The 18,219-nt window shown below is 67.4% G+C and carries 20 protein-coding genes; 12 read left to right on the forward strand and 8 right to left on the reverse strand.

What is annotated here, in order from left to right; genetic code table 11:
- The first annotated feature begins 12 nt into the window (after positions 1 to 12).
- From IQ782_RS16355 to IQ782_RS16385, 7 genes are all read left to right on the forward strand, one after another.
- Positions 13 to 303 carry an SCP2 sterol-binding domain-containing protein gene (locus IQ782_RS16355; RefSeq protein WP_194135731.1) on the forward strand — a complete coding sequence of 97 codons (291 nt, stop codon included), beginning with the start codon at positions 13 to 15 and terminating at the stop codon, positions 301 to 303.
- On the forward strand, positions 303 to 1,271 hold the full coding sequence (locus IQ782_RS16360) for an alpha/beta fold hydrolase (RefSeq protein ID WP_194135732.1): 969 nt from the start codon (positions 303 to 305) through the stop codon (positions 1,269 to 1,271). Before IQ782_RS16355 ends, IQ782_RS16360 begins: the two co-directional genes overlap by 1 nt.
- 54 nt (positions 1,272 to 1,325) lie before the next feature.
- Positions 1,326 to 2,342 carry a ligase-associated DNA damage response exonuclease gene (locus IQ782_RS16365; protein WP_194135733.1) on the forward strand — a complete coding sequence of 339 codons (1,017 nt, stop codon included), beginning with the start codon at positions 1,326 to 1,328 and terminating at the stop codon, positions 2,340 to 2,342.
- Positions 2,339 to 3,931, forward strand: a complete 1,593-nt coding sequence (locus tag IQ782_RS16370) for an ATP-dependent DNA ligase (protein WP_194135734.1) — start codon at positions 2,339 to 2,341, stop codon at positions 3,929 to 3,931. Before IQ782_RS16365 ends, IQ782_RS16370 begins: the two co-directional genes overlap by 4 nt.
- Positions 3,932 to 4,148: 217 nt before the next feature.
- Complete coding sequence (locus tag IQ782_RS16375; protein ID WP_194135735.1) at positions 4,149 to 6,443, forward strand: arginine/lysine/ornithine decarboxylase; 2,295 nt, start codon at positions 4,149 to 4,151, stop codon at positions 6,441 to 6,443.
- A gap of 152 nt (positions 6,444 to 6,595) precedes the next feature.
- Positions 6,596 to 8,425: a M3 family oligoendopeptidase gene (locus IQ782_RS16380; protein ID WP_194135736.1), complete on the forward strand. Its 1,830-nt coding sequence runs from the start codon at positions 6,596 to 6,598 to the stop codon at positions 8,423 to 8,425.
- A gap of 97 nt (positions 8,426 to 8,522) precedes the next feature.
- Positions 8,523 to 8,828 carry a hypothetical protein gene (locus IQ782_RS16385; RefSeq protein WP_240989342.1) on the forward strand — a complete coding sequence of 102 codons (306 nt, stop codon included), beginning with the start codon at positions 8,523 to 8,525 and terminating at the stop codon, positions 8,826 to 8,828.
- Here the strand turns inward: IQ782_RS16385 and IQ782_RS16390 are convergent.
- On the reverse strand, positions 8,821 to 9,090 hold the full coding sequence (locus IQ782_RS16390; RefSeq protein WP_194135737.1) for a DksA/TraR family C4-type zinc finger protein: 270 nt from the start codon (positions 9,088 to 9,090) through the stop codon (positions 8,821 to 8,823). The two genes, IQ782_RS16385 and IQ782_RS16390, sit on opposite strands and share 8 nt — an antisense overlap.
- 160 nt (positions 9,091 to 9,250) lie before the next feature.
- Here IQ782_RS16390 and IQ782_RS16395 point away from each other — a divergent pair, with 160 nt between their 5' ends.
- The gene (locus tag IQ782_RS16395) at positions 9,251 to 9,778 is read left to right on the forward strand and encodes a glutathione peroxidase (protein ID WP_194135738.1); all 528 of its coding nucleotides are present in this window, start codon (positions 9,251 to 9,253) and stop codon (positions 9,776 to 9,778) included.
- Here IQ782_RS16395 and IQ782_RS16400 read toward each other — a convergent pair.
- The 5 genes from IQ782_RS16400 to IQ782_RS16420 all read right to left on the reverse strand — a co-directional run bounded on the left by IQ782_RS16400 (position 9,775) and on the right by IQ782_RS16420 (position 12,865).
- Positions 9,775 to 10,032 (reverse strand): HP1242/YdcH family protein, encoded by a 258-nt coding sequence (locus tag IQ782_RS16400; protein ID WP_194135739.1) that lies wholly within the window; start codon positions 10,030 to 10,032, stop codon positions 9,775 to 9,777. The two genes, IQ782_RS16395 and IQ782_RS16400, sit on opposite strands and share 4 nt — an antisense overlap.
- Positions 10,033 to 10,144: 112 nt before the next feature.
- On the reverse strand, positions 10,145 to 10,861 hold the full coding sequence (locus tag IQ782_RS16405; RefSeq protein WP_194135740.1) for a thermonuclease family protein: 717 nt from the start codon (positions 10,859 to 10,861) through the stop codon (positions 10,145 to 10,147).
- A gap of 89 nt (positions 10,862 to 10,950) precedes the next feature.
- Positions 10,951 to 11,148 carry a hypothetical protein gene (locus tag IQ782_RS16410; RefSeq protein ID WP_194135741.1) on the reverse strand — a complete coding sequence of 66 codons (198 nt, stop codon included), beginning with the start codon at positions 11,146 to 11,148 and terminating at the stop codon, positions 10,951 to 10,953.
- A 147-nt stretch (positions 11,149 to 11,295) separates the two neighbouring features.
- Entirely contained in the window at positions 11,296 to 12,222 is a 927-nt protein-coding gene (locus IQ782_RS16415) for a DMT family transporter (RefSeq protein ID WP_240989343.1), read from the reverse strand.
- A gap of 43 nt (positions 12,223 to 12,265) precedes the next feature.
- A complete protein-coding gene (locus IQ782_RS16420) occupies positions 12,266 to 12,865 on the reverse strand; it encodes a LysE/ArgO family amino acid transporter (protein ID WP_194135742.1) in 600 nt (199 codons plus the stop codon).
- A 94-nt stretch (positions 12,866 to 12,959) separates the two neighbouring features.
- Between IQ782_RS16420 and IQ782_RS16425 the strand changes: the two genes are divergently transcribed.
- Positions 12,960 to 13,847 carry a LysR family transcriptional regulator ArgP gene (locus IQ782_RS16425; RefSeq protein WP_194135743.1) on the forward strand — a complete coding sequence of 296 codons (888 nt, stop codon included), beginning with the start codon at positions 12,960 to 12,962 and terminating at the stop codon, positions 13,845 to 13,847.
- 57 nt (positions 13,848 to 13,904) lie between these two features.
- On the opposite strand, the gene IQ782_RS16430 is transcribed toward IQ782_RS16425, so the two are convergent.
- Positions 13,905 to 14,573, reverse strand: coding sequence for a DNA-3-methyladenine glycosylase I (locus IQ782_RS16430; RefSeq protein WP_194135744.1), 669 nt, complete (start codon positions 14,571 to 14,573; stop codon positions 13,905 to 13,907).
- A 129-nt stretch (positions 14,574 to 14,702) separates the two neighbouring features.
- Between IQ782_RS16430 and IQ782_RS16435 the strand changes: the two genes are divergently transcribed.
- Positions 14,703 to 15,413, forward strand: coding sequence for a GntR family transcriptional regulator (locus tag IQ782_RS16435; protein ID WP_194135745.1), 711 nt, complete (start codon positions 14,703 to 14,705; stop codon positions 15,411 to 15,413).
- 4 nt (positions 15,414 to 15,417) lie between these two features.
- On the opposite strand, the gene IQ782_RS16440 is transcribed toward IQ782_RS16435, so the two are convergent.
- A complete protein-coding gene (locus IQ782_RS16440) occupies positions 15,418 to 15,852 on the reverse strand; it encodes a nuclear transport factor 2 family protein (RefSeq protein WP_194135746.1) in 435 nt (144 codons plus the stop codon).
- Between the two features lie 234 nt (positions 15,853 to 16,086).
- Between IQ782_RS16440 and IQ782_RS16445 the strand changes: the two genes are divergently transcribed.
- Positions 16,087 to 17,256, forward strand: coding sequence for an ABC transporter substrate-binding protein (locus tag IQ782_RS16445; protein ID WP_194135747.1), 1,170 nt, complete (start codon positions 16,087 to 16,089; stop codon positions 17,254 to 17,256).
- An 86-nt stretch (positions 17,257 to 17,342) separates the two neighbouring features.
- Positions 17,343 to 18,218 (forward strand): branched-chain amino acid ABC transporter permease, encoded by an 876-nt coding sequence (locus IQ782_RS16450; RefSeq protein WP_194135748.1) that lies wholly within the window; start codon positions 17,343 to 17,345, stop codon positions 18,216 to 18,218.
- The last annotated feature ends 1 nt before the right edge of the window (position 18,219 follow it).

Consider the following 18,219-nt stretch of genomic DNA (forward strand, 5'->3'; position numbering starts at 1 on the left):
AGTGCCCGGCACATGAGCGAAACGGTCAAGGCGGCGGTCGCCGCGCTGAACAAGAAGCTGGACGGCAAGGGATTCGCCGGCGTCGCGAAGTTCGTCATCGAGGGCAAGGGCAGCCTCGTCGTCGATGAGAACGGCGCGCGCATCGGCGATGACGAAGCCGACGTGACGCTGACCGCCGATACCGAGACTTTCCGCGCCATCATCGAGGGCGAAAAGAACCCGACCACGGCCTTCATGACCGGCAGGCTCAAGGTCGATGGCGACATGGGCGCGGCAATGCGGCTCGCCGGAACCCTGGCCTGATGCTGGATGCCGCCCCCTTCCATGCCGAGCTGGCCGATGGTCCCGAGGGGGCATGCGCCTATTGGCTCCGCGCCGAGGACGGGCTGCGTCTGCGCCTTGCGCATTTCCCCGGCCCCGACGCCGCCGAGGGCACCGTGTTGCTTTTTCCCGGCCGAACCGAATACGTCGAGAAATATGGCCATGTCGCCCGCGATTTCGCGGCGCGCGGCTTTCACGTTCTGACCATCGACTGGCGCGGCCAGGGTTTGGCCGACCGGCTGCTCGAGGATGTGCAGACCGGCCATGTGCACCTCTTTGCCGACTACCAAAAGGATGTGGCAGCGATGCTGGGCGCGGTGGACGCCCTTGGCCTGCCCCGCCCGCTGCACCTGCTGGCGCATTCCATGGGCGGCGCGATCGGCCTGCGTGCGCTGACCCGCGGCCTGCCGGTGGCCGCCGCCGGATTCACCGCGCCGATGTGGGGCATCCGCATGGCCGGCCCCATGCGCCCCGCCGCCTGGGCGCTGAGCTGGTCCGGCGCACGCATGGGCATGGGGCATTTCTACGCCCCGTCGACCGGACCGGGCAGCTACCTCTCGCGCACCGCCTTCGAGGGCAACGTGCTGACCACCGACCGCGCGTCCTGGGACTACATGCTGCGGCAGGTCACCGAGGCGCCGGAACTGCAGCTCGGCGGCCCGTCGCTGCGCTGGCTGCACGAGGCGCTGGCCGAATGCCTGTCGCTGTCGCGCCAGCCTTCCCCCGAGGTGCCGTGCCTGACCTATCTCGGCAGCAACGAGCGGGTGGTCGACGCCGCCCGCATCCGCGCCCGCATGGGCCGCTGGCCCGGCGCTCGGCTCGAGATCATCCAGGCCGGCGAACACGAGGTGCTGATGGAGGACCTGGTGACCCGCGGCCGCATCGTCTCGCAATTGGTGGCGCATTTCCGCCAGGCCGCCGAGGCCGCGCGGACGCAGGCGCGCGCCTGATCGGCCCGCGCCGCCCGTCTGGCCAGATGCGCGGCGCGCCCTATCCTTCCGCGAATGGCGGATCCGGTCCTCAGCTTCACCGAGCGCGGCATCTACTGCCCCGCGGCGGATATCTACATCGACCCCTGGCGCCCGGTGCCGCGGGCGCTGATCACCCACGCCCATTCCGACCACGCCCGGCCCGGCCACGGCAGCTACCTCGCCACCCCGCTCACCGCCGCGATGATCCGCCACCGGCTGGGAGTCGAGGTGCAGGAGTTGCCCTTCGGCAGGCCGCTGAAGATCGGCTCTGCCACGGTCAGCTTCCACCCCGCCGGGCATGTTCCCGGCTCGGCGCAGGTGCGCGTCGAAGTCGGTGGCGAGGTCTGGGTGGTCTCGGGCGACTACAAGCTTGAACCCGACGGGCTGAGCGAGCCCTTCGAGCCGGTGCGCTGCCACGCCTTCATCACCGAATGCACCTTCGGCCTGCCGGTCTTCCGCTGGCAACCGCAGGCCGAGGTGGCCGCCGAGATCAACGCATGGTGGCGAGCCAACCGCGACGCCGGGCGGGCCTCGCTGCTCGGGGCCTACAGCCTCGGCAAGGCGCAGCGGCTGATCTCGATGCTCGACCCCGAGATCGGCCCGATCCTGACCCACGGCGCGGTGGAGGGCAGCAATGCCGTCCTGCGCGCGGCGGGCGCTTTCCACCGCGAGACAATCCCCGTCACGTCCGACTTCGACCGCAAGGCGCATCCAGCCCCCATGGTGATCGCGCCGCCCTCGGCCTTCGGCACCTCCTGGGCACGGAAGTTCGGCCCCGCCGAGACCGGTTTCGCCTCGGGCTGGATGCGCCTGCGCGGTGTGCGGCGGCGGCGCGGGGTGCAGCGCGGCTTCGTCATCTCGGACCATGCCGACTGGCCCGCGCTGCTGCGCGCGATCAAGGAGACTGGCGCTGAAAACATATATCCGACACATGGTTACGTTGACATCTTCGCGCAATACCTGCGCGGTGAAGGCTATGGGGCGACTCCCGTGCCCACCGAGTTCGGCGGCGACGAAGAGACGGTCGAGCAAAGTGGAGACGCCGCATGAAGGACTTCGCGCGCCTCTTTACCAAGCTTGACCAAACCACCAGAACTTCAGAGAAAATCGCCGCTCTCGTCGAGTTCTTCGAGGCGGCGCCCGAGGCAGACCGACTCTGGGCGGTGGCGCTGTTCTCGGGCCGCCGCCCAAAACGCGCGGTGACCACGACGCTGCTGCGCGAGTGGGCCGCCGAGCGCGCGAATATCCCGCTCTGGCTGTTCGAGGAGAGCTACCCGATCGTCGGCGATCTGGCCGAGACCATCGCGCTGATCCTGCCGCCGTCCAGCGCCCCCGAGGAGCGCGATCTGGCAGCGTGGATCAGCGTGGTGAAGGGGCTTGGCGAGATGGACGCCGAGGCGCGCAAGGCGGCGGTGCTCGAGACATGGGACCGGCTCGACGCGACCGAGCGGTTCCTGTTCAACAAGCTGATCACCGGCGGCTTCCGCATCGGCATCAGCCGCAAGCTGATGACCCGCGCGCTGGCGCAGGCGACCGGGGTGGACGAGGCGGCGATGGCGCTGCGACTGATGGGCAGCTGGCAGCCCGAGGATACGAGCTGGGCGCAGCTCACCGCCGAGGAGGACGCCCGCGAGGATGAGAGCCGGCCCTACCCCTTCTGTCTCGCCTCGCCGCTCGAGACCGGGGCGGAAAGCCTCGATGATCCCGCCGACTGGCTGGCGGAATGGAAATGGGACGGCATCCGGGGCCAGCTGATCCTGCGCGGCGGGGTGCACCACCTCTGGTCGCGCGGCGAGGAACTGATCACCGACCGCTTCCCCGAGTTCGCCCGCACGCCGGACTTCCTGCCGCCGGGCACGGTGCTCGACGGCGAGATCCTCGCGTGGAAAGACGGCGCGCCGCTGCCCTTCGCGCAATTGCAACCGCGGATCGGGCGCAAGACCGTGCCGAAGAAGCTGCTGGCCGAGGCGCCGGTGCGGATGCTGGCCTACGACCTGCTGGAACACGGCGGCGAGGATATCCGCGCCCTGCCCCTGTCGGCGCGCCGCGCCCGACTGGACGCGCTGCTTGCCGGCCTGCCCGAGGATGCCGCCGTGATGCCCTCGCCGCTGCTGACCGAGGCGGATTGGCCGGCCCTCGCCGCACGCCGCGAGAGCGCCCGCGAACACCGCTCCGAGGGGCTGATGCTGAAGCACCGCGACTCGGCCTACCGCGATGGCCGCAAGCGCGGCGACTGGTGGAAGTGGAAGCTCGACCCGCTCAGCGTCGATGCGGTGATGATCTACGCCCAGCAGGGCCACGGGCGGCGCGCCAACCTCTTCACCGATTTCACCTTCGCGGTAAAGGATGGCAACGGGCTCGTGCCCTTCACCAAGGCCTACTCCGGCCTCACCGACGCCGAGTTCGACGAGATCACCCGCTGGGTGAAGCGCAACACCCAGCAGCGCTTCGGCCCGGTGCGGCAGGTGAGCCCCGAGCTGGTCTTCGAGATCGCCTTCGAGGGGATACAGGCCAGCCCGCGCCACAAATCCGGCATCGCGCTGCGCTTCCCGCGCATGGCGCGCTGGCGGCGCGACAAGCCGGTGGACGAGATCGACACGCTCGACGGACTGAAATCGCTGCTCGCGGCCTATGGATGAGACAACCCCACCACAGACCGCGCCGCGCGCTTTCCCGCCGGAATGCCCTGCCGCGCCCCCTTGACGGGGCCGGGTTCAAAAGAAAGAAACATCCGATCATTATAGGGCTGATTTGCAGGCATCTGCGAGACACCCCCAACGACCCGCCCGGAACAGGGGCCGCAGGCCTCGGCGACCGAACAGACACCCAACGAAAGACACCCGGTTGGAGACAAGAATGAAGTTCCGCTTCCCCATCGTGATCATCGACGAAGATTTCCGCTCCGAGAACAGCTCGGGCCTTGGCATCCGCGCGCTCGCCGAAGCGATCGAATCCGAGGGCTTCGAGGTGCTGGGCGTCACCAGCTATGGCGACCTGTCGCAATTCGCGCAGCAGCAGTCCCGCGCCAGCGCCTTTGTGCTGTCGATCGACGACGAGGAATTCTCGCCGGGTCCCGAGCTCGACCCCGCCGTGCTGAACCTGCGCAACTTCATCGAGGAACTGCGTTGGAAAAACGAAGACGTGCCGATCTACATCTACGGCGAGACCAAGACCTCGCGGCACCTGCCCAATGACATCCTGCGCGAGCTGCACGGCTTCATCCACATGTTCGAGGACACGCCGGAGTTCGTCGCCAAGCACATCATCCGCGAGGCCAAGAGCTATCTCGAAGGCATCCAGCCGCCGTTCTTCAAGGCGCTGCTCGATTATGCCGAGGACGGCTCCTATTCGTGGCACTGCCCCGGGCATTCGGGCGGCGTCGCCTTCCTGAAGTCGCCGATCGGCCAGATGTACCACCAGTTCTACGGCGAGAACATGCTGCGCGCCGACGTCTGCAACGCGGTCGAGGAACTGGGCCAGCTGCTCGACCACAACGGTGCCATCGGCGAGTCCGAGCGCAACGCCGCGCGCATCTTCAACGCCGACCACTGCTTCTTCGTGACCAACGGCACCTCGACCTCGAACAAGATGGTCTGGCACCACAGCGTGGCGCCCGGTGACGTGGTCGTGGTGGACCGTAATTGCCACAAGTCGATCCTGCATTCGATCATCATGACCGGGGCGATCCCGGTGTTCCTCAAGCCGACGCGCAACCACTGGGGAATCATCGGCCCGATCCAGCGCAGCGAGTTCGAGATCGAGAGCATCAAGGCGAAGATCCGCGCCAACCCGCTGCTGAAGGACGTCGATGCCGACACCGTGCAGCCGCGCATCCTGACGCTGACGCAATCGACCTACGACGGGGTTCTCTACAACACCGAAGAGATCAAGGGGCTGCTCGACGGCTACGTCGAGAACCTGCATTTCGACGAGGCCTGGCTGCCGCACGCCGCCTTCCACCCGTTCTACGGCACCTATCATGCCATGGGCCGCAAGCGCGGGCGCACCCGCAAGTCGCTGACCTATGCGACGCAATCGGTGCACAAGCTGCTGGCGGGCATCTCGCAGGCGAGCCACGTGCTGGTGCAGGACAGCGAGGAGACCAAGCTGGACCGGCACCTGTTCAACGAGGCCTACCTGATGCACACCTCGACCAGCCCGCAGTACAGCATCATCGCCTCCTGCGACGTGGCGGCGGCGATGATGGAGCCTCCGGGCGGCACCGCGCTCGTCGAGGAGAGCATCGTCGAGGCGCTGGAATTCCGCCGCGCCATGCGCAAGGTCGACGAGGAATACGGCGCGGATGACTGGTGGTTCCAGGTCTGGGGCCCCGAGGACTTCGACCACAACAGCGACGGCATGGGCCGGACCCGCGACTGGGTGCTGAAGAAGACCGATGCCGAGGGCGTCGAGAGCAGCGGCACCGACAGCTGGCACGGCTTCGGCGACATGGCGCCGGGCTTCAACATGCTCGACCCGATCAAGGCGACGATCATCACGCCGGGGCTCAACCTCGACGGCCGCTTCGAGGACTGGGGCATCCCCGCGTCGATCGTCACCAAGTATCTCGCCGAGCACGGCGTCGTGGTGGAAAAGACCGGGCTCTACAGCTTCTTCATCATGTTCACCATCGGCATCACCAAGGGCCGCTGGAACACGCTGCTGACCGCGCTGCAGCAGTTCAAGGACGACTATGCCAAGAACCAGCCGATGTGGCGCTCGATGCCGGAGTTCTGCGCCAAGCACCGCCGCTACGAGCGCATGGGGCTGAAGGACCTGTGCCAGCATGTGCACGCGCAATACGCCAAGTACGACGTGGCGCGGCTCTCGACGGAGATCTACCTCAGCGACCTCACCCCGGCGATGAACCCGGGCGAGGCGTTCTCGCATATCGCACGCCGCACCACGCAGCGCGTGCCGATCGACAGCCTTGAAGGGCGGATCACCACCTCGCTGGTCACCCCCTACCCGCCGGGCATCCCGCTGCTGATCCCGGGCGAGGTGTTCAACAAGCGCATCGTCGACTACCTGCGCTTCAACCGCGAGTTCGCGCGGCAGTGCCCCGGCTTCGAGACCGACATCCACGGGCTGGTGCGGGTAGAGATGCCCGACGGCTCTGTGGAGTATTTCGCCGACTGCGTGGCGGAGTGAGGAATGGCGCGCGGTGCTGAGGGGCGCTGCCCCTCGGCGCTGCGCGCCTCACCCCGGGATATTTCGACCTAGAAGAAAGGGCATTCGCCCTTGAACCTGCGGGGGCCGCGATCTTAGCTGTCCCCCAAGAAAAAAGAACATGGAGACACGCGATGACCGTTCGGCCCGATTTTGATGCCCGCCTATTCGACGCGCATGCCACCGCCGGGGGCAAGAACTTGGGGGACCTGCCGGAATGGGATCTGAGCGATCTCTACCCGGCGCCCGACGCGCCCGAGGTCAAGCGTGACCTCGACTGGCTCGAGGAGGCCTGCGCGCGCTTCGCCGGGGATTACGAGGGCAAGCTCGGCACGCTCGACGCCGCCGGCTTCCTCGAGATGATCCGTCGCCACGAGAAGATCGAGGCTGTGGGCGGACGCATCATGTCCTACGCCGGGCTGCGCTACTACCAGCTGACCATCGACGCCGAGCGCGCCAAGTTCCTGTCGGACTGCCAGGAGAAGATCACCAATTACACCACGCCGCTGGTGTTCTTCACGCTCGAGCTGAACCGGCTCGAGGATGATGTGCTGGATGGTCTCTTCGCCGCCGATCCCGAGCTCGGGCGCTACAAGCCCGCCTTCGACCGCATCCGCGCGATGAAGCCGCACCAGCTGTCGGACGAGATGGAGCATTTCCTGCACGACATGGGCGTGGTCGGCGACGCCTGGGAGCGCCTGTTTGACGAGACCATCGCCGGGCTCACCTTCGAGGTGGACGGCGAGGAGATGAGCATCGAGAGCACGCTCAACCTGCTGACCGAGCAGGACCGCGCCAAGCGCGAGGCCGCGGCGCACGAGCTGGCGCGGGTCTTCGGCGAGAACATCAAAACCTTTGCCCGGGTGCACAACACCCAGGCCAAGGAAAAGGAAGTGATGGACCGCTGGCGCAAGATGCCCTCGGCACAGCACGCGCGGCACCTGTCGAACGACGTCGAGCCCGAGGTGGTCGAGGCGCTGCGCAATGCCGTGGTCGCCGCCTACCCGCGGCTGTCGCACCGCTACTACGAGCTGAAGCGCAAGTGGCTGGGGCTCGATCGCATGCAGGTCTGGGACCGCAACGCGCCGCTGCCGATGGAGAGCGACCGCATCGTCGGCTGGGACGAGGCCGAGGCCGTGGTGATGGACGCCTACGCGGGCTTCGATCCGCGCATGGCCGAGATCGCCGAGCCCTTCTTCAAGAAGGGCTGGATCGACGCCGCCGCCAAGCCCGGCAAGGCGCCCGGCGCCTTTGCCCATCCCACCGTCACCGACGCCCACCCCTACGTGCTGCTCAACTACCTCGGCAAGCCGCGCGACGTGATGACCCTGGCGCATGAGCTGGGCCACGGCGTGCACCAGGTGCTGGCGGCGGGCCAGGGCGAGATGCTCGCCTCGACGCCGCTGACCCTGGCCGAGACCGCCTCGGTCTTCGGCGAGATGCTGACCTTCCGCGCCATGCTGGCCAAGGCGAAGGACCAGAAGGAGCGCAAGGTCATGCTCGCCGGCAAGGTCGAGGACATGATCAACACCGTGGTGCGGCAGATTGCCTTCTACGACTTCGAGTGCAAGCTGCACGAAGCGCGGCGCGGCGGTGAGCTGACCCCCGAGGACATCAACGTTCTGTGGATGTCGGTGCAGGCGCAGAGCCTTGGCGAGGCCTTCGACTTCATGCCGGGCTACGAGACCTTCTGGGCCTACATTCCACACTTCGTGCACTCGCCCTTCTACGTCTACGCCTATGCCTTTGGCGACGGGCTGGTGAACGCGCTCTACGCCGAATACGAGGCGAACCCCGAGGGCTTCCAGGACAAGTATTTCGAGATGCTGAAGGCGGGCGGCTCGAAGCACCACAAGGCATTGCTGGCGCCCTTCGGGCTCGACGCCACGGACCCGAAGTTCTGGGACAAGGGCCTGTCGATGATCGAGGGGTTCATCGACGAGCTCGAGGCGATGGAAGACTGATTTCCCGGCGGGGCGGGCACCGCGGTGCCCGCCCCGCCCCCCTGTTCCGAGGTCATTTTCAAGATATCATTGCCGAGGCCCCAGAAGGATCCGCCTCATGTCCCCGCCCGAGAAACAGCCCGTACAGCCGCGCGTGAAGCGCACGATCAAGGCGCGCATGCAGCGCTTTCTCGTGCACGTGCGGAGGCGCGTGCCGCCGGGGCTGCGGCTGGTGCTGGGGCTCTTGCTGATCTGCGGAGGGATCCTCGGCTTCCTGCCGATCCTCGGCTTCTGGATGATCCCGCTCGGATTTGCCGTGGCGATGCTGGACGTGATGCCGCTCTACCGACGCGGGCTTGCACGCGGGCGCGCGCTGCGCGGGCGCGACCTGGCCGACAAGGATGACGGGAACGACCCTACTTGAGCTGGCTGTCCTTCGAGCCGCGCCGGTTGATGCCGCCGCGCGCCTGATAGGCACCGTCGCGCTCCTGTTGGCAGTCGATGCAGAGCTTCACGCCGGGGATTGCCACGCGGCGCTTCTCGGGGATCGGCTCCTCGCATTCGGCGCAATGGGTCGCGCTCTCGCCCGACGGGCGCCTGCGCGCCTGCATGCGCGACAGCTCGTCCTTGATGCTGTCCTCGATCTGCTCCTGTACCGCTCCGTCGCGGCTCCAGCCTCCGGCCATGGCGTCACCTCCTGAACGGCAAAGATAGGCGGCCCGCCGCCGGGCTCCAAGAGGTTTCGGAAAATCTGCGCTGGTGCAGATCCGATCCGCATCGGGGAGCGTATTCGTTTCATTGACTTCACGTCATCGAGACTATTTGTGAGCCCAAAGGAGTCGCCCCATGCGTATCGCCCCCCTGCTCGCCGTGATGGCCACCATCGCCCTGCCCGCCTCCATCGCCCTCGCCTCCGAGACCACGGTCTTCGAGTCGATCGACGGCGGGACGCTGGACCTGGAAAGTTGGCGCGGCGGCCCGGTGCTGGTGGTGAACACCGCCTCGCGCTGCGGTTTCGCCCCGCAGTTCGACGGGCTGCAGGACCTCTACGACCGCTACCGCGACCGCGGGCTGGTGGTGCTGGCCGTGCCCTCGAACGATTTCAAGCAGGAGCTGGGCAGCGAGGCCGAGATCAAGGACTACTGCGAGCTCAACTTCGATCTCGACATGCCGATGACCACGATCACCCATGTGACCGGCGGCGAGGCGCATCCCTTCTTCCGGGATCTGGCCGAACGCGAGGGCTATGCGCCCTCGTGGAATTTCAACAAGGTGCTGATCGGACCCGAGGGCGAATTCGTCGCGGGCTGGGGCAGCACGACGCTGCCCCTGTCGGACCCGATCACCTCGGAAATCGAGCCGCTGCTCAATTAACCTTCGACGCCCTCGGCATCGGCGGTGAGCAGCGCGTAGATCTCGTCTTTCAGGGCGGCGCGTTTCTTGCGCAGGTCGGCCTCGGCAAGCCCTTCCATCGGGGTCAGCCCGCTTTCGGCGCCGTAGACCTCGCGGTTCACCTCGTAGTAGCGCTCGGCGAGCGTGGCGAAATGACCGCCCTGCTGCTTCAGCGCCGAGATGCGGTCGGCGAATTGCGGGAATTCCTCGGCCAGAGAGTGCGGAACATGGGACATGGGCCTCGTGCCTCCTTTGATTGTCTTGTCCCTGTCTTCGCATGGCCGCCGCGACCGCACTTTGATGCGGATCAACCTGCCCTCAGGTCATCCGCGGCGTCGCAACGCCGCCCTACTGCCGCGCCTTGCGCCACCCGGCGTTGCGGGCCTCGGCCTCTGAGCAGAACCAGCGTTCGCCGCTGCTCTCGTCGATCCGGGTCGGCGCGTAATGCTGCTGTCCGGGCATGTGGTAGATGCGCGCGCCCTTGGCCGAGATATTGCCCTTGATCACGCAGCCCTTCGGCGCTTCCGCCAGCGCGGCCGCATTGGCCGTGGCGCGGCTCTCGGCGCGGTAGTCCGCCGGCCGCTGCACCTGCGTACCATGCACCCCGACACCACGCACCGCGGCGCGCTTCTCGTCGAGGTCGTAGTCCAGAGAGTACTCTCGGTAGGCAAAGGCCAGCCCGTCCGAGACCAGCGTACGGCCCACGTCCTGCCCGTCCACCGCGCAGCGCGCCACGGCGCGGCCGTAGCGGTCGGTGTCGAGCCGTTCGCAGCGGGCGCGGCGGCCCTCGTAGCGGGCGCGGACCTCGGAGGTGACCCAGGCGCCGCAGGCCCAATTGGGCTGGCTTCCGCCGCCGCAGGTCTGGTCCTTCTCCGGCGCATCGACACCGAAGAGACGCACGCGTACGTCGCCGACGTCGAACGTGTCGCCGTCGATCACCCGGACTTTGCCCGAAAAGGCCGCCTGCGCTGCCTGCGCAGGTCCGGCGCCGAGGGCGGCTACGAGTGACGTTAGGGAAACGATGGTGAATATAACGCTTACGAAGCGTGAACAAATCCTGATCATCAGGCCAATCTCGGCCTGTCTCGCGGAAGGTGCAAGATCGCTCGGTTAATCTTCGTTAAGGCGTGCGCTGCGCGCCACGGCCCGCGCCGTCAGGCGTCGAAGGTGCCCAGCAACCGGTTCTGCGGCAGGCGCGAGACCTCCATGCCCTCGGCGGTACGGCGCAGCTGGTAGCCGTAGCCTTTCATGCGAAACCGCCATTCGGTTTCGGACAGGGATTTCTGCCGCTCGGCGAGCAACAACGCCCGCAGGTCTTCGAAAGTTTCGGTCTTCTGGATGTTGGCATACATGGTCACATACCCGGCACTACTGTTTCACTAGGGGAAACTTTCCTGCTCGAATGCGGCCGAAATGCGATGAGCTCGGGGATTCTTCGCGGCCGGGAAACACACTGTTCTTGGTTGCGCCCTGCCGAAGGCGCCCCATGCGTTGCCCGTTCAGAACTTGGTCTCCGGTCCCGAGGGCGTGACCCGGCGCTTGAGCATGGCCTCGCGCAGGGTGATGAAGAGCACCGAGCCGATGATCACCAGTCCGCCCGCCACCACGTAGGGATCGACCGGCTCGGCGAAGAACAGCGCGCCGATGATGATCGACCAGACCAGCTGCAGGAAGGTGACCGGCTGGGTCACCGTGACCGGCGCGCGCGCGAAAGCCAGCACCATTGCGTAATGTCCGCCGGTGGCAAAGGTCGCGGTCGCCATCAGAATCGCAAGATCGCTCCAGCTCGGCCACACCCAGACCGCCAGCGCGAAGGGAAAGAGCCCCAGCGTCACCGAGATCGACAGCAGCGCCAGCGCGATGGCCGGCGAAAGCTCGTCGGTGATGATCTTGGCAATGAGATAGGAGATGGCGAACATCATCGAGGTGGCGAGCATGGCGAAATGGCCCGGATCGAGCTCGCGGAATCCCGGCCTCAGGATCAGCAACGCGCCGCCAAGGGCCGCCACGATCGCAAGGATGCGGCGGACCGCCAGCCGCTCGCCCAGCACGAAGACCGCCATCACCGTCACGTAGATCGGCGTCAGGTAGTTCATCGCCGTGACCTCGGCGAGCGGGATGCGCGACATGGCGAAGAACCAGCAGATCACGCCCAGCGTCTGGGCGCCGCCGCGCAGGGCCGAGAGCCGCCACTGGCGCCGCGTCATGCGCAGCCCGGTCAGCGCCTTCCACATGGGAATGAGATAGACGAGGCCGAGCAGGTAACGCAGGAATGCCGATTCCGCCGCTGGAACACGCCCGTGCAACAGCTTGACGGTCACCGTGACACCGACGAAGCACAGCCCCGATACGATCATGAAAAGAATGCCCCGCACCGGGTTCGCCTGTGTGCTGGGGATCGCGCTGCTTGTGCTCGTGGAGGTCATGGCACTTTGGTAGCGCGCTGCGCGCCGGGCGCAAGCCCTGCCCTTATCCCAGCAGCAGTTTCGCCGCGATGAGCAACATTGTCAGGCCAATCACCAGGTCGAGCACGCGCCAGGCCCTGGGCCGCGCAAAAACGGGGGCCAGCAGCCGCGCGCCGTATCCGAGCGCGAAAAAGAAGACCACCGAGGCCGTTGCAGCACCGAGGCCGAAAGCCAGCCGGCTGTCGTATTGCCCCGAGACCGCGCCCAGCAACATGACCGTGTCGAGATAGACATGCGGGTTGAGCCAGGTCAGCGCCAGGCAGGTGAGCAGCGCGCGGCGCAGCGAGCCATTGCCGGGCGCAGTCTCGGCGTGCAGCGCTTCGCCGCCGCGCCAGGCCGCAAGCAGGGTGCGTCCGCCGTAGCAGACGAGGAAGGCCGCGCCGAGCCAGCGCATGACGGTCACCAGCCAGGGAAGCTCCGCCGCCAGCAGGCCGAAGCCGGTCACCCCGGCGGCGATCAGCACCGCATCCGAAAGCGCGCAGACCAGAACCACCGGCAGAACGTGATCGCGCCGCAGCCCCTGCCGCAACACAAAGGCGTTCTGCGCCCCGATCGCCACGATCAGCGAAAGCCCTAGGGCAAATCCCGCCACTGCTGCCTGCATGTCCCGGTCTCCTGACACTTGTTCCGGAGGCGGGCTACCATGCAGGTCGCGAGATAGGCTAGTTAAACAATCTCACTCTGATTAAGATATGCTAATGCACTACGACCCCTCGCAACTGGCCGCGCTCGAAGCGGTTATACGTCTCGGCAGCTTCGAGGCAGCGGCCCGGCAACTGTCGGTGACGCCCTCGGCGATCTCGCAGAGGATCAAGGCCCTGGAAGACCGGGCCGGCGCGGCACTGGTGATCCGCGCGGCCCCCTGCACCGCAACGCCCGCAGGCGCACGGCTGTCGCGCCATGCCTCCGAGGTGGCACTGCTCGAGGCGGCGCTGGCGCGCGACCTCGGGCAGGACGTGGCGCAGGCCGCTCCGCAGGCGCGGCTGCGGCTTGCGCTGAACGCCGACAGCCTCGGCACCTGGTTCCTGCCCGCGCTGGTAGGGCTGGACCTGCTCTTCGACATCGTGGTGGACGATCAGGCCTTCTCGGCAGACTGGCTGAGGCGCGGCGAGGTCTCGGCGGCGATCTGCGACCACGCCCGCCCGGTGCAGGGCTGCGACGCGGCGGTGCTGGGGCGGATGCGCTACATCGCCACCTGCGCGCCGGACTTCCGCGCCCGCCACTTCGCCGAAGGCGTGACGGCAGAGACGCTCGCCCGAGCGCCCCTGCTGCAATTCGACGGCAAGGATGCGTTGCAGCACCATTGGCTGAAGCGGGTGACCGGCAGGGCGTTGCTGCCGCCGACGCATCGCCTGCCCTCGACGCAGGGGTTCGTCGAAGCCGCGCGGCTGGGGATCGGCTGGGGGCTGAACCCGGAGTTTCTTGCCGCGCCCCTGCTCGCCTCGGGCGAGCTGGTGGCGATCCGGCCGGACGAGCCCGAAGACATCACGCTGACCTGGCAAGTCAACCGGCTGGTCGCCCCGGCGCTCGCGCCGCTCACCCGCGCCGTGCGGGCGCAGGCCCGCCGCGCGCTGCTTCCCTGCTGATCCCGCACCGGGCGTTGCGCAGGCCCAGGGCGATCCCGCCGCGACGCCGGGGCAGTGTCAGCCGATGCTGCGCGCCAGCACCCGGCTGAGCGTGGTATAGGGCAGCCCGCTCTGCGCGGCCCATGTGTTGAACGCCGCCTGCACCGCGGCCAGTGCCCGGCGCGAGCTCGGCGGCTTGTCGATCACCCCTTCTGCGATCAGCCTCCCGACCACATCGCGGCCCAGAACGTAGCCGTCCTTGCCCACGGCGCGCAGCATGTAGGCCCCGGTGTTGCCCCCCAGCCGCGAGCCGCTGCGCTTGAGCCAGTCGAGCAGCCCGTCGAACTCGGCCACCGGCCAGTCGGCGATCTTGCGGGCAAAGCTGCCCGCTTCGGCGGCAACCTCGGTGATGAGAACCGCGTTGTCACGGATCGCTGCCAGCTTCGGTCCCGAGCGGATCACCCGCGTGTCCGAGAGCAGCGCGTCGAAGGCATCGCCCTCGATCATCGCCACCCGCGCCGGCTCGAAGCCATGCAACGCCTCCTCGATGCCGGGCCACTTGGCGTCAACGACGCTCCAGCTGATGCCGGTCTGGAAGATGCCGCGCGCCATGGCCGCGAGAAACCGGGCGTCGGGCTGGGCGGCGATCTGCTCGGGGCCGAGCGGCGCGGGGATGTTGGCCAGCGCGGCCTCGCGGCCGCCGTGGCGTTCGGCGGCGATGGCAAGGATCTCTTCGAATGTGCGCATGTCCCGTCCCTCCGTGGCTCGGCGCAGCGTGACGCAAACGGCGCGGCTTGGAAAGCGCGGGCGGCAGTTGAGCTTGCCGGGGCGACGTGCTTTCTTGCGGGCCTGGAAGATCGAAGCCGGGGACAGGACATGCCTTCGAAGGCCGTGCCGAAGAACAGGTCGGAACTCATCTGCGCGGCGCTGCGCTCGGCGATCCTCGAACGCGCGCTGCTGCCGGGGATGAAGCTGCCCGAGGATTCGCTCGGCGAACGTTTCGGAGCGAGCCGCACGATCATCCGGCAGGCGCTCGAACGGCTTGCCGCCGAAGGCTTGGTCGAGCTGCGCCACAACCGCGGCGCGGCGGTGGCCTCTCCCAGCCTCGAGGAGGCGCGCGACCTCTTCGAGCTGCGCACCCAGATCGAGGATCTGGTGATCGCCCGGCTCGCCGCCGGGCTGACCGAGGAACAGGCCACGCGGCTCGAGGCGCATATCACCCGCGAGGAAGAGGCCCGCGACGGCCCCGAGCCGCAGTCGATCCGGCTGGCGACCGAGTTCCACATCCTGCTGGGCGAGCTGACCGGCAGCCCGGTGCTGATGCGCTACGTGAACGAGCTGAGCTACCGCTGCGCGCTGACCCTGTCGCAATACGCCCGCCCCCACTCCACCGCCTGCGGCATCCAGGAGCACCGCGACATTCTCGCGGCGCTCCGGCAGGGGGATGTGGCCCAGGCAAAACGCATCGCCCGCAGCCACCTCGAGTCCGTCTCCTCCCGCGCGCAGTTCCAGGAGGGCGCCAAGAGCGCCTTTTCCTATCTCGACGCGCTCGAACCCTACGCCATGGACGTGCGCGAAAAGGGCTGAGGCCTCACGCCTCGATGCCCCGCGCGGTCAGGATGCGCTCGGCGCTGTCGTTCCAGACGTCCATCTTCACGATCTTGCCGCCCTTCACCACGAAGCGGTCGACGTAGCGATTGCCCTCGAAGGGCGTGCCGTCGGGCCATTCGCCATAGAGATAGCCCGTGGAATAGACCACCGTCCCCTCGGCCCCCTGCGCCACGTCGAACTGGCGCATGTCCTTCTTCACCCAGGCGTAGCGCATGGCATTGAAGCCCGAAGGGCCGGAGGGGTGATGGTAGACCCGCCCGCCGGTGAAGGTGATCACCACGCCCTCGGCCATGTAGGTGGCGGCGCGCTCGGGGTCGGGCACCATCGAGGCTTCGAGGTAGTCGTGCACGATCTGCGCCTCGGGCGGCAGCGCGGCGTAATCGAGCCCAAGGGCATCGGTCGTTTCAGTGGTCATCAGGGATCCTTTCGGTCGGTTGCTGATTCGACTTTGGCATATCGCGGGCCCGATGAAACCCGCGCGCGATAATTTCATACAAAAATTGCATGCAATCTGCCCGAAGCTTGTGCAGTCCGAAGCGGGATGTCGATTTTTCGGGGAATTTCCGTCCCGCATCTTTGACAGAAGACCGCCCCTGCCCGGCCTTATGAGGACACCAACAGGACCCTCATTGCTGGAGAGAGACAGAAAATGCCCATCCAACCGACCTTCACCCGCCGCGCGCTCATGGCCGGTGCCGCCGCGCTGTCGCTGCTCGCCGCGGCACCCGCCAGCGCCGCAGAGCCGATCAAGCTCGGCCTCGTTGCAGCGCTGAGCGGGCAGTCCGCCAAGTCCGGCGAGGCGATCACCCGCGGCATCGAGCTGGCGCTCGACAAGATCAACGGCGCGGGCGGCGTGCTTGGCCGTCCGCTCGAGCTGGTCAGCCGCGACGACGAGAGCAACCCCGGCAAGGGCCTCGTCGCCGCGCGCGAGCTGGTGCAGCGCGAAGAGGTCGCGGCGCTGATCGGCGGGCTCGACACGCCGGTGTCGATGGCCATCGTGCCCTACATGAACGAGGCCAAGGTGCCCTTCGTCGGGCCCTGGGCGGCGGGTACGCCGATCACCATGAACGGCGCCGAGGAGAACTACGTGTTCCGCGTCTCTGCGGTGGACGAATACGTCGACGAGGCGATCACCGAGTATCTGATCAGCAAGTACGGCGCGAAGAAACCGGGGATGATCCTGATCAACAACCCCTGGGGCGAGTCCAACGAGGCTGGTCTGACCAAGGCGCTGTCCAAGCGCGGCATGGAGCACGCTGGCATCGAGAAGTTCGAGAGCAACGACGTCGACGTGGTGCCGCAGCTCACCCGCCTCAAGGAAGCCGGGGCCGACAGCCTCTTCCTCGTCGCCAACGTCGCGCCCAGCGCGCAGGTGGTCAAATCGCTCGACCGCATGGGCTGGGACGTGCCGATCGCCTCGCACTGGGGTCCGGCCGGCGGACGCTTCACCGAGCTGGCGGGGGCCAGCGGCGAAAAGGTCCACTTCATCCAGACATTCCTCTTCACCGATGCGGCGCATCCGCTCTTTGCCGCGCTGCAGGAGAAGTACCCCGAGATCGAGACCCTCGCCGACGTGACCCCGGCCACCGGCATCGCCAACGCCTATGACGCGACGCTGCTGCTGGCCGCGGCAATCGAGAAGGCCGGCTCGACCGAGGGCCCGGCGATCCGCGAGGCGATGTACCAGATCAGCGGCGTCGAAGGGGTCATCAAGACCTACGACATGCCCTTCACCCCCGACAACCAGGATGCGCTCGGGCCGGAGGATTACGTCTTCTCGCAATTCGTCGAGGGCGAGATCGTCCCGCTGATGGATTGACCCCTGCCGGTGCCGCCCAGCGCGGGTGGCACCCCTGCACGATCCTCCCGGCCCCACCGGCCGGGAGCCCCATTTCGGAGCACTGAATGACACTTCTCTTCGCCGCCCTCCTCACCGGGCTCGGACTTGGCGCCATGTACGGGCTGATCGCGCTCGGCTTCCAGATCACCCACTCGGTCTGCAGCCGCGTGAACTTCGCCCAAGGATCCATGGTGATGCTGGGCGCGGTGCTCGGCTACGTGCTGACCCAGCGCGCGGGCCTTCCGGTGATCCTCGCCTATCCGCTCGCCCTGCTCGGCTGCGCCGCGATGGGCGTCATCGTGGAGTTCTGCCTGATCCGCCCCTTTGCCATCCGCGGCAACGACGGCTGGCTGATGGCGACGGTTGCGGGCGGCATCCTGCTGGACAATGCGGTGCTCTTCACCTTCGGCAACGAGCCGCGCAGCCTGCCCTCGCCGCTGGTCGAGACGAGCTGGCAGATCCTCGGCACGGGGGTCTATCCGCAGCAGGTGCTGATCCCGCTGGTGGCGATCGCCGTGGCCTTCGCGCTTCAGATGCTCTTTCGCCGCACCCGGCAGGGCCGCGCCTTGCTGGCGGTGGTACAGAACCCCGAGGCCGCGCGTCTCATGGGCATCAACACCACGGTGATGATCTCGGGCTCATTTGCCCTGTCGTCGATGCTGGCGGGGGCGGCAGGCCTGCTGATCGCGCCGCTTTTCTCGGTGCATTCGGACATGGGCACGCTCTTCGGCATCAAGGCCTTTGCCGTCGCGATCCTCGGCGGCATGACCTCGGCCTGGGGGGTGATGATCGCGGGCTTTCTCTACGGGCTGGTCGAGGCGCTGGTGACCACATTCCTCGGGTCCTCCTACACCTACATCGTCGTCTTCGGCCTGCTGATCGCAGTGCTGGCGATCAAGCCGAGCGGCCTTTTCGGCGCCGCCAAGCTGCGGAAGGTGTGAG

Source organism: Salipiger mangrovisoli (assembly GCF_015223355.1).
Taxonomy (GTDB): Bacteria; Pseudomonadota; Alphaproteobacteria; order Rhodobacterales; family Rhodobacteraceae; genus Salipiger; species Salipiger mangrovisoli.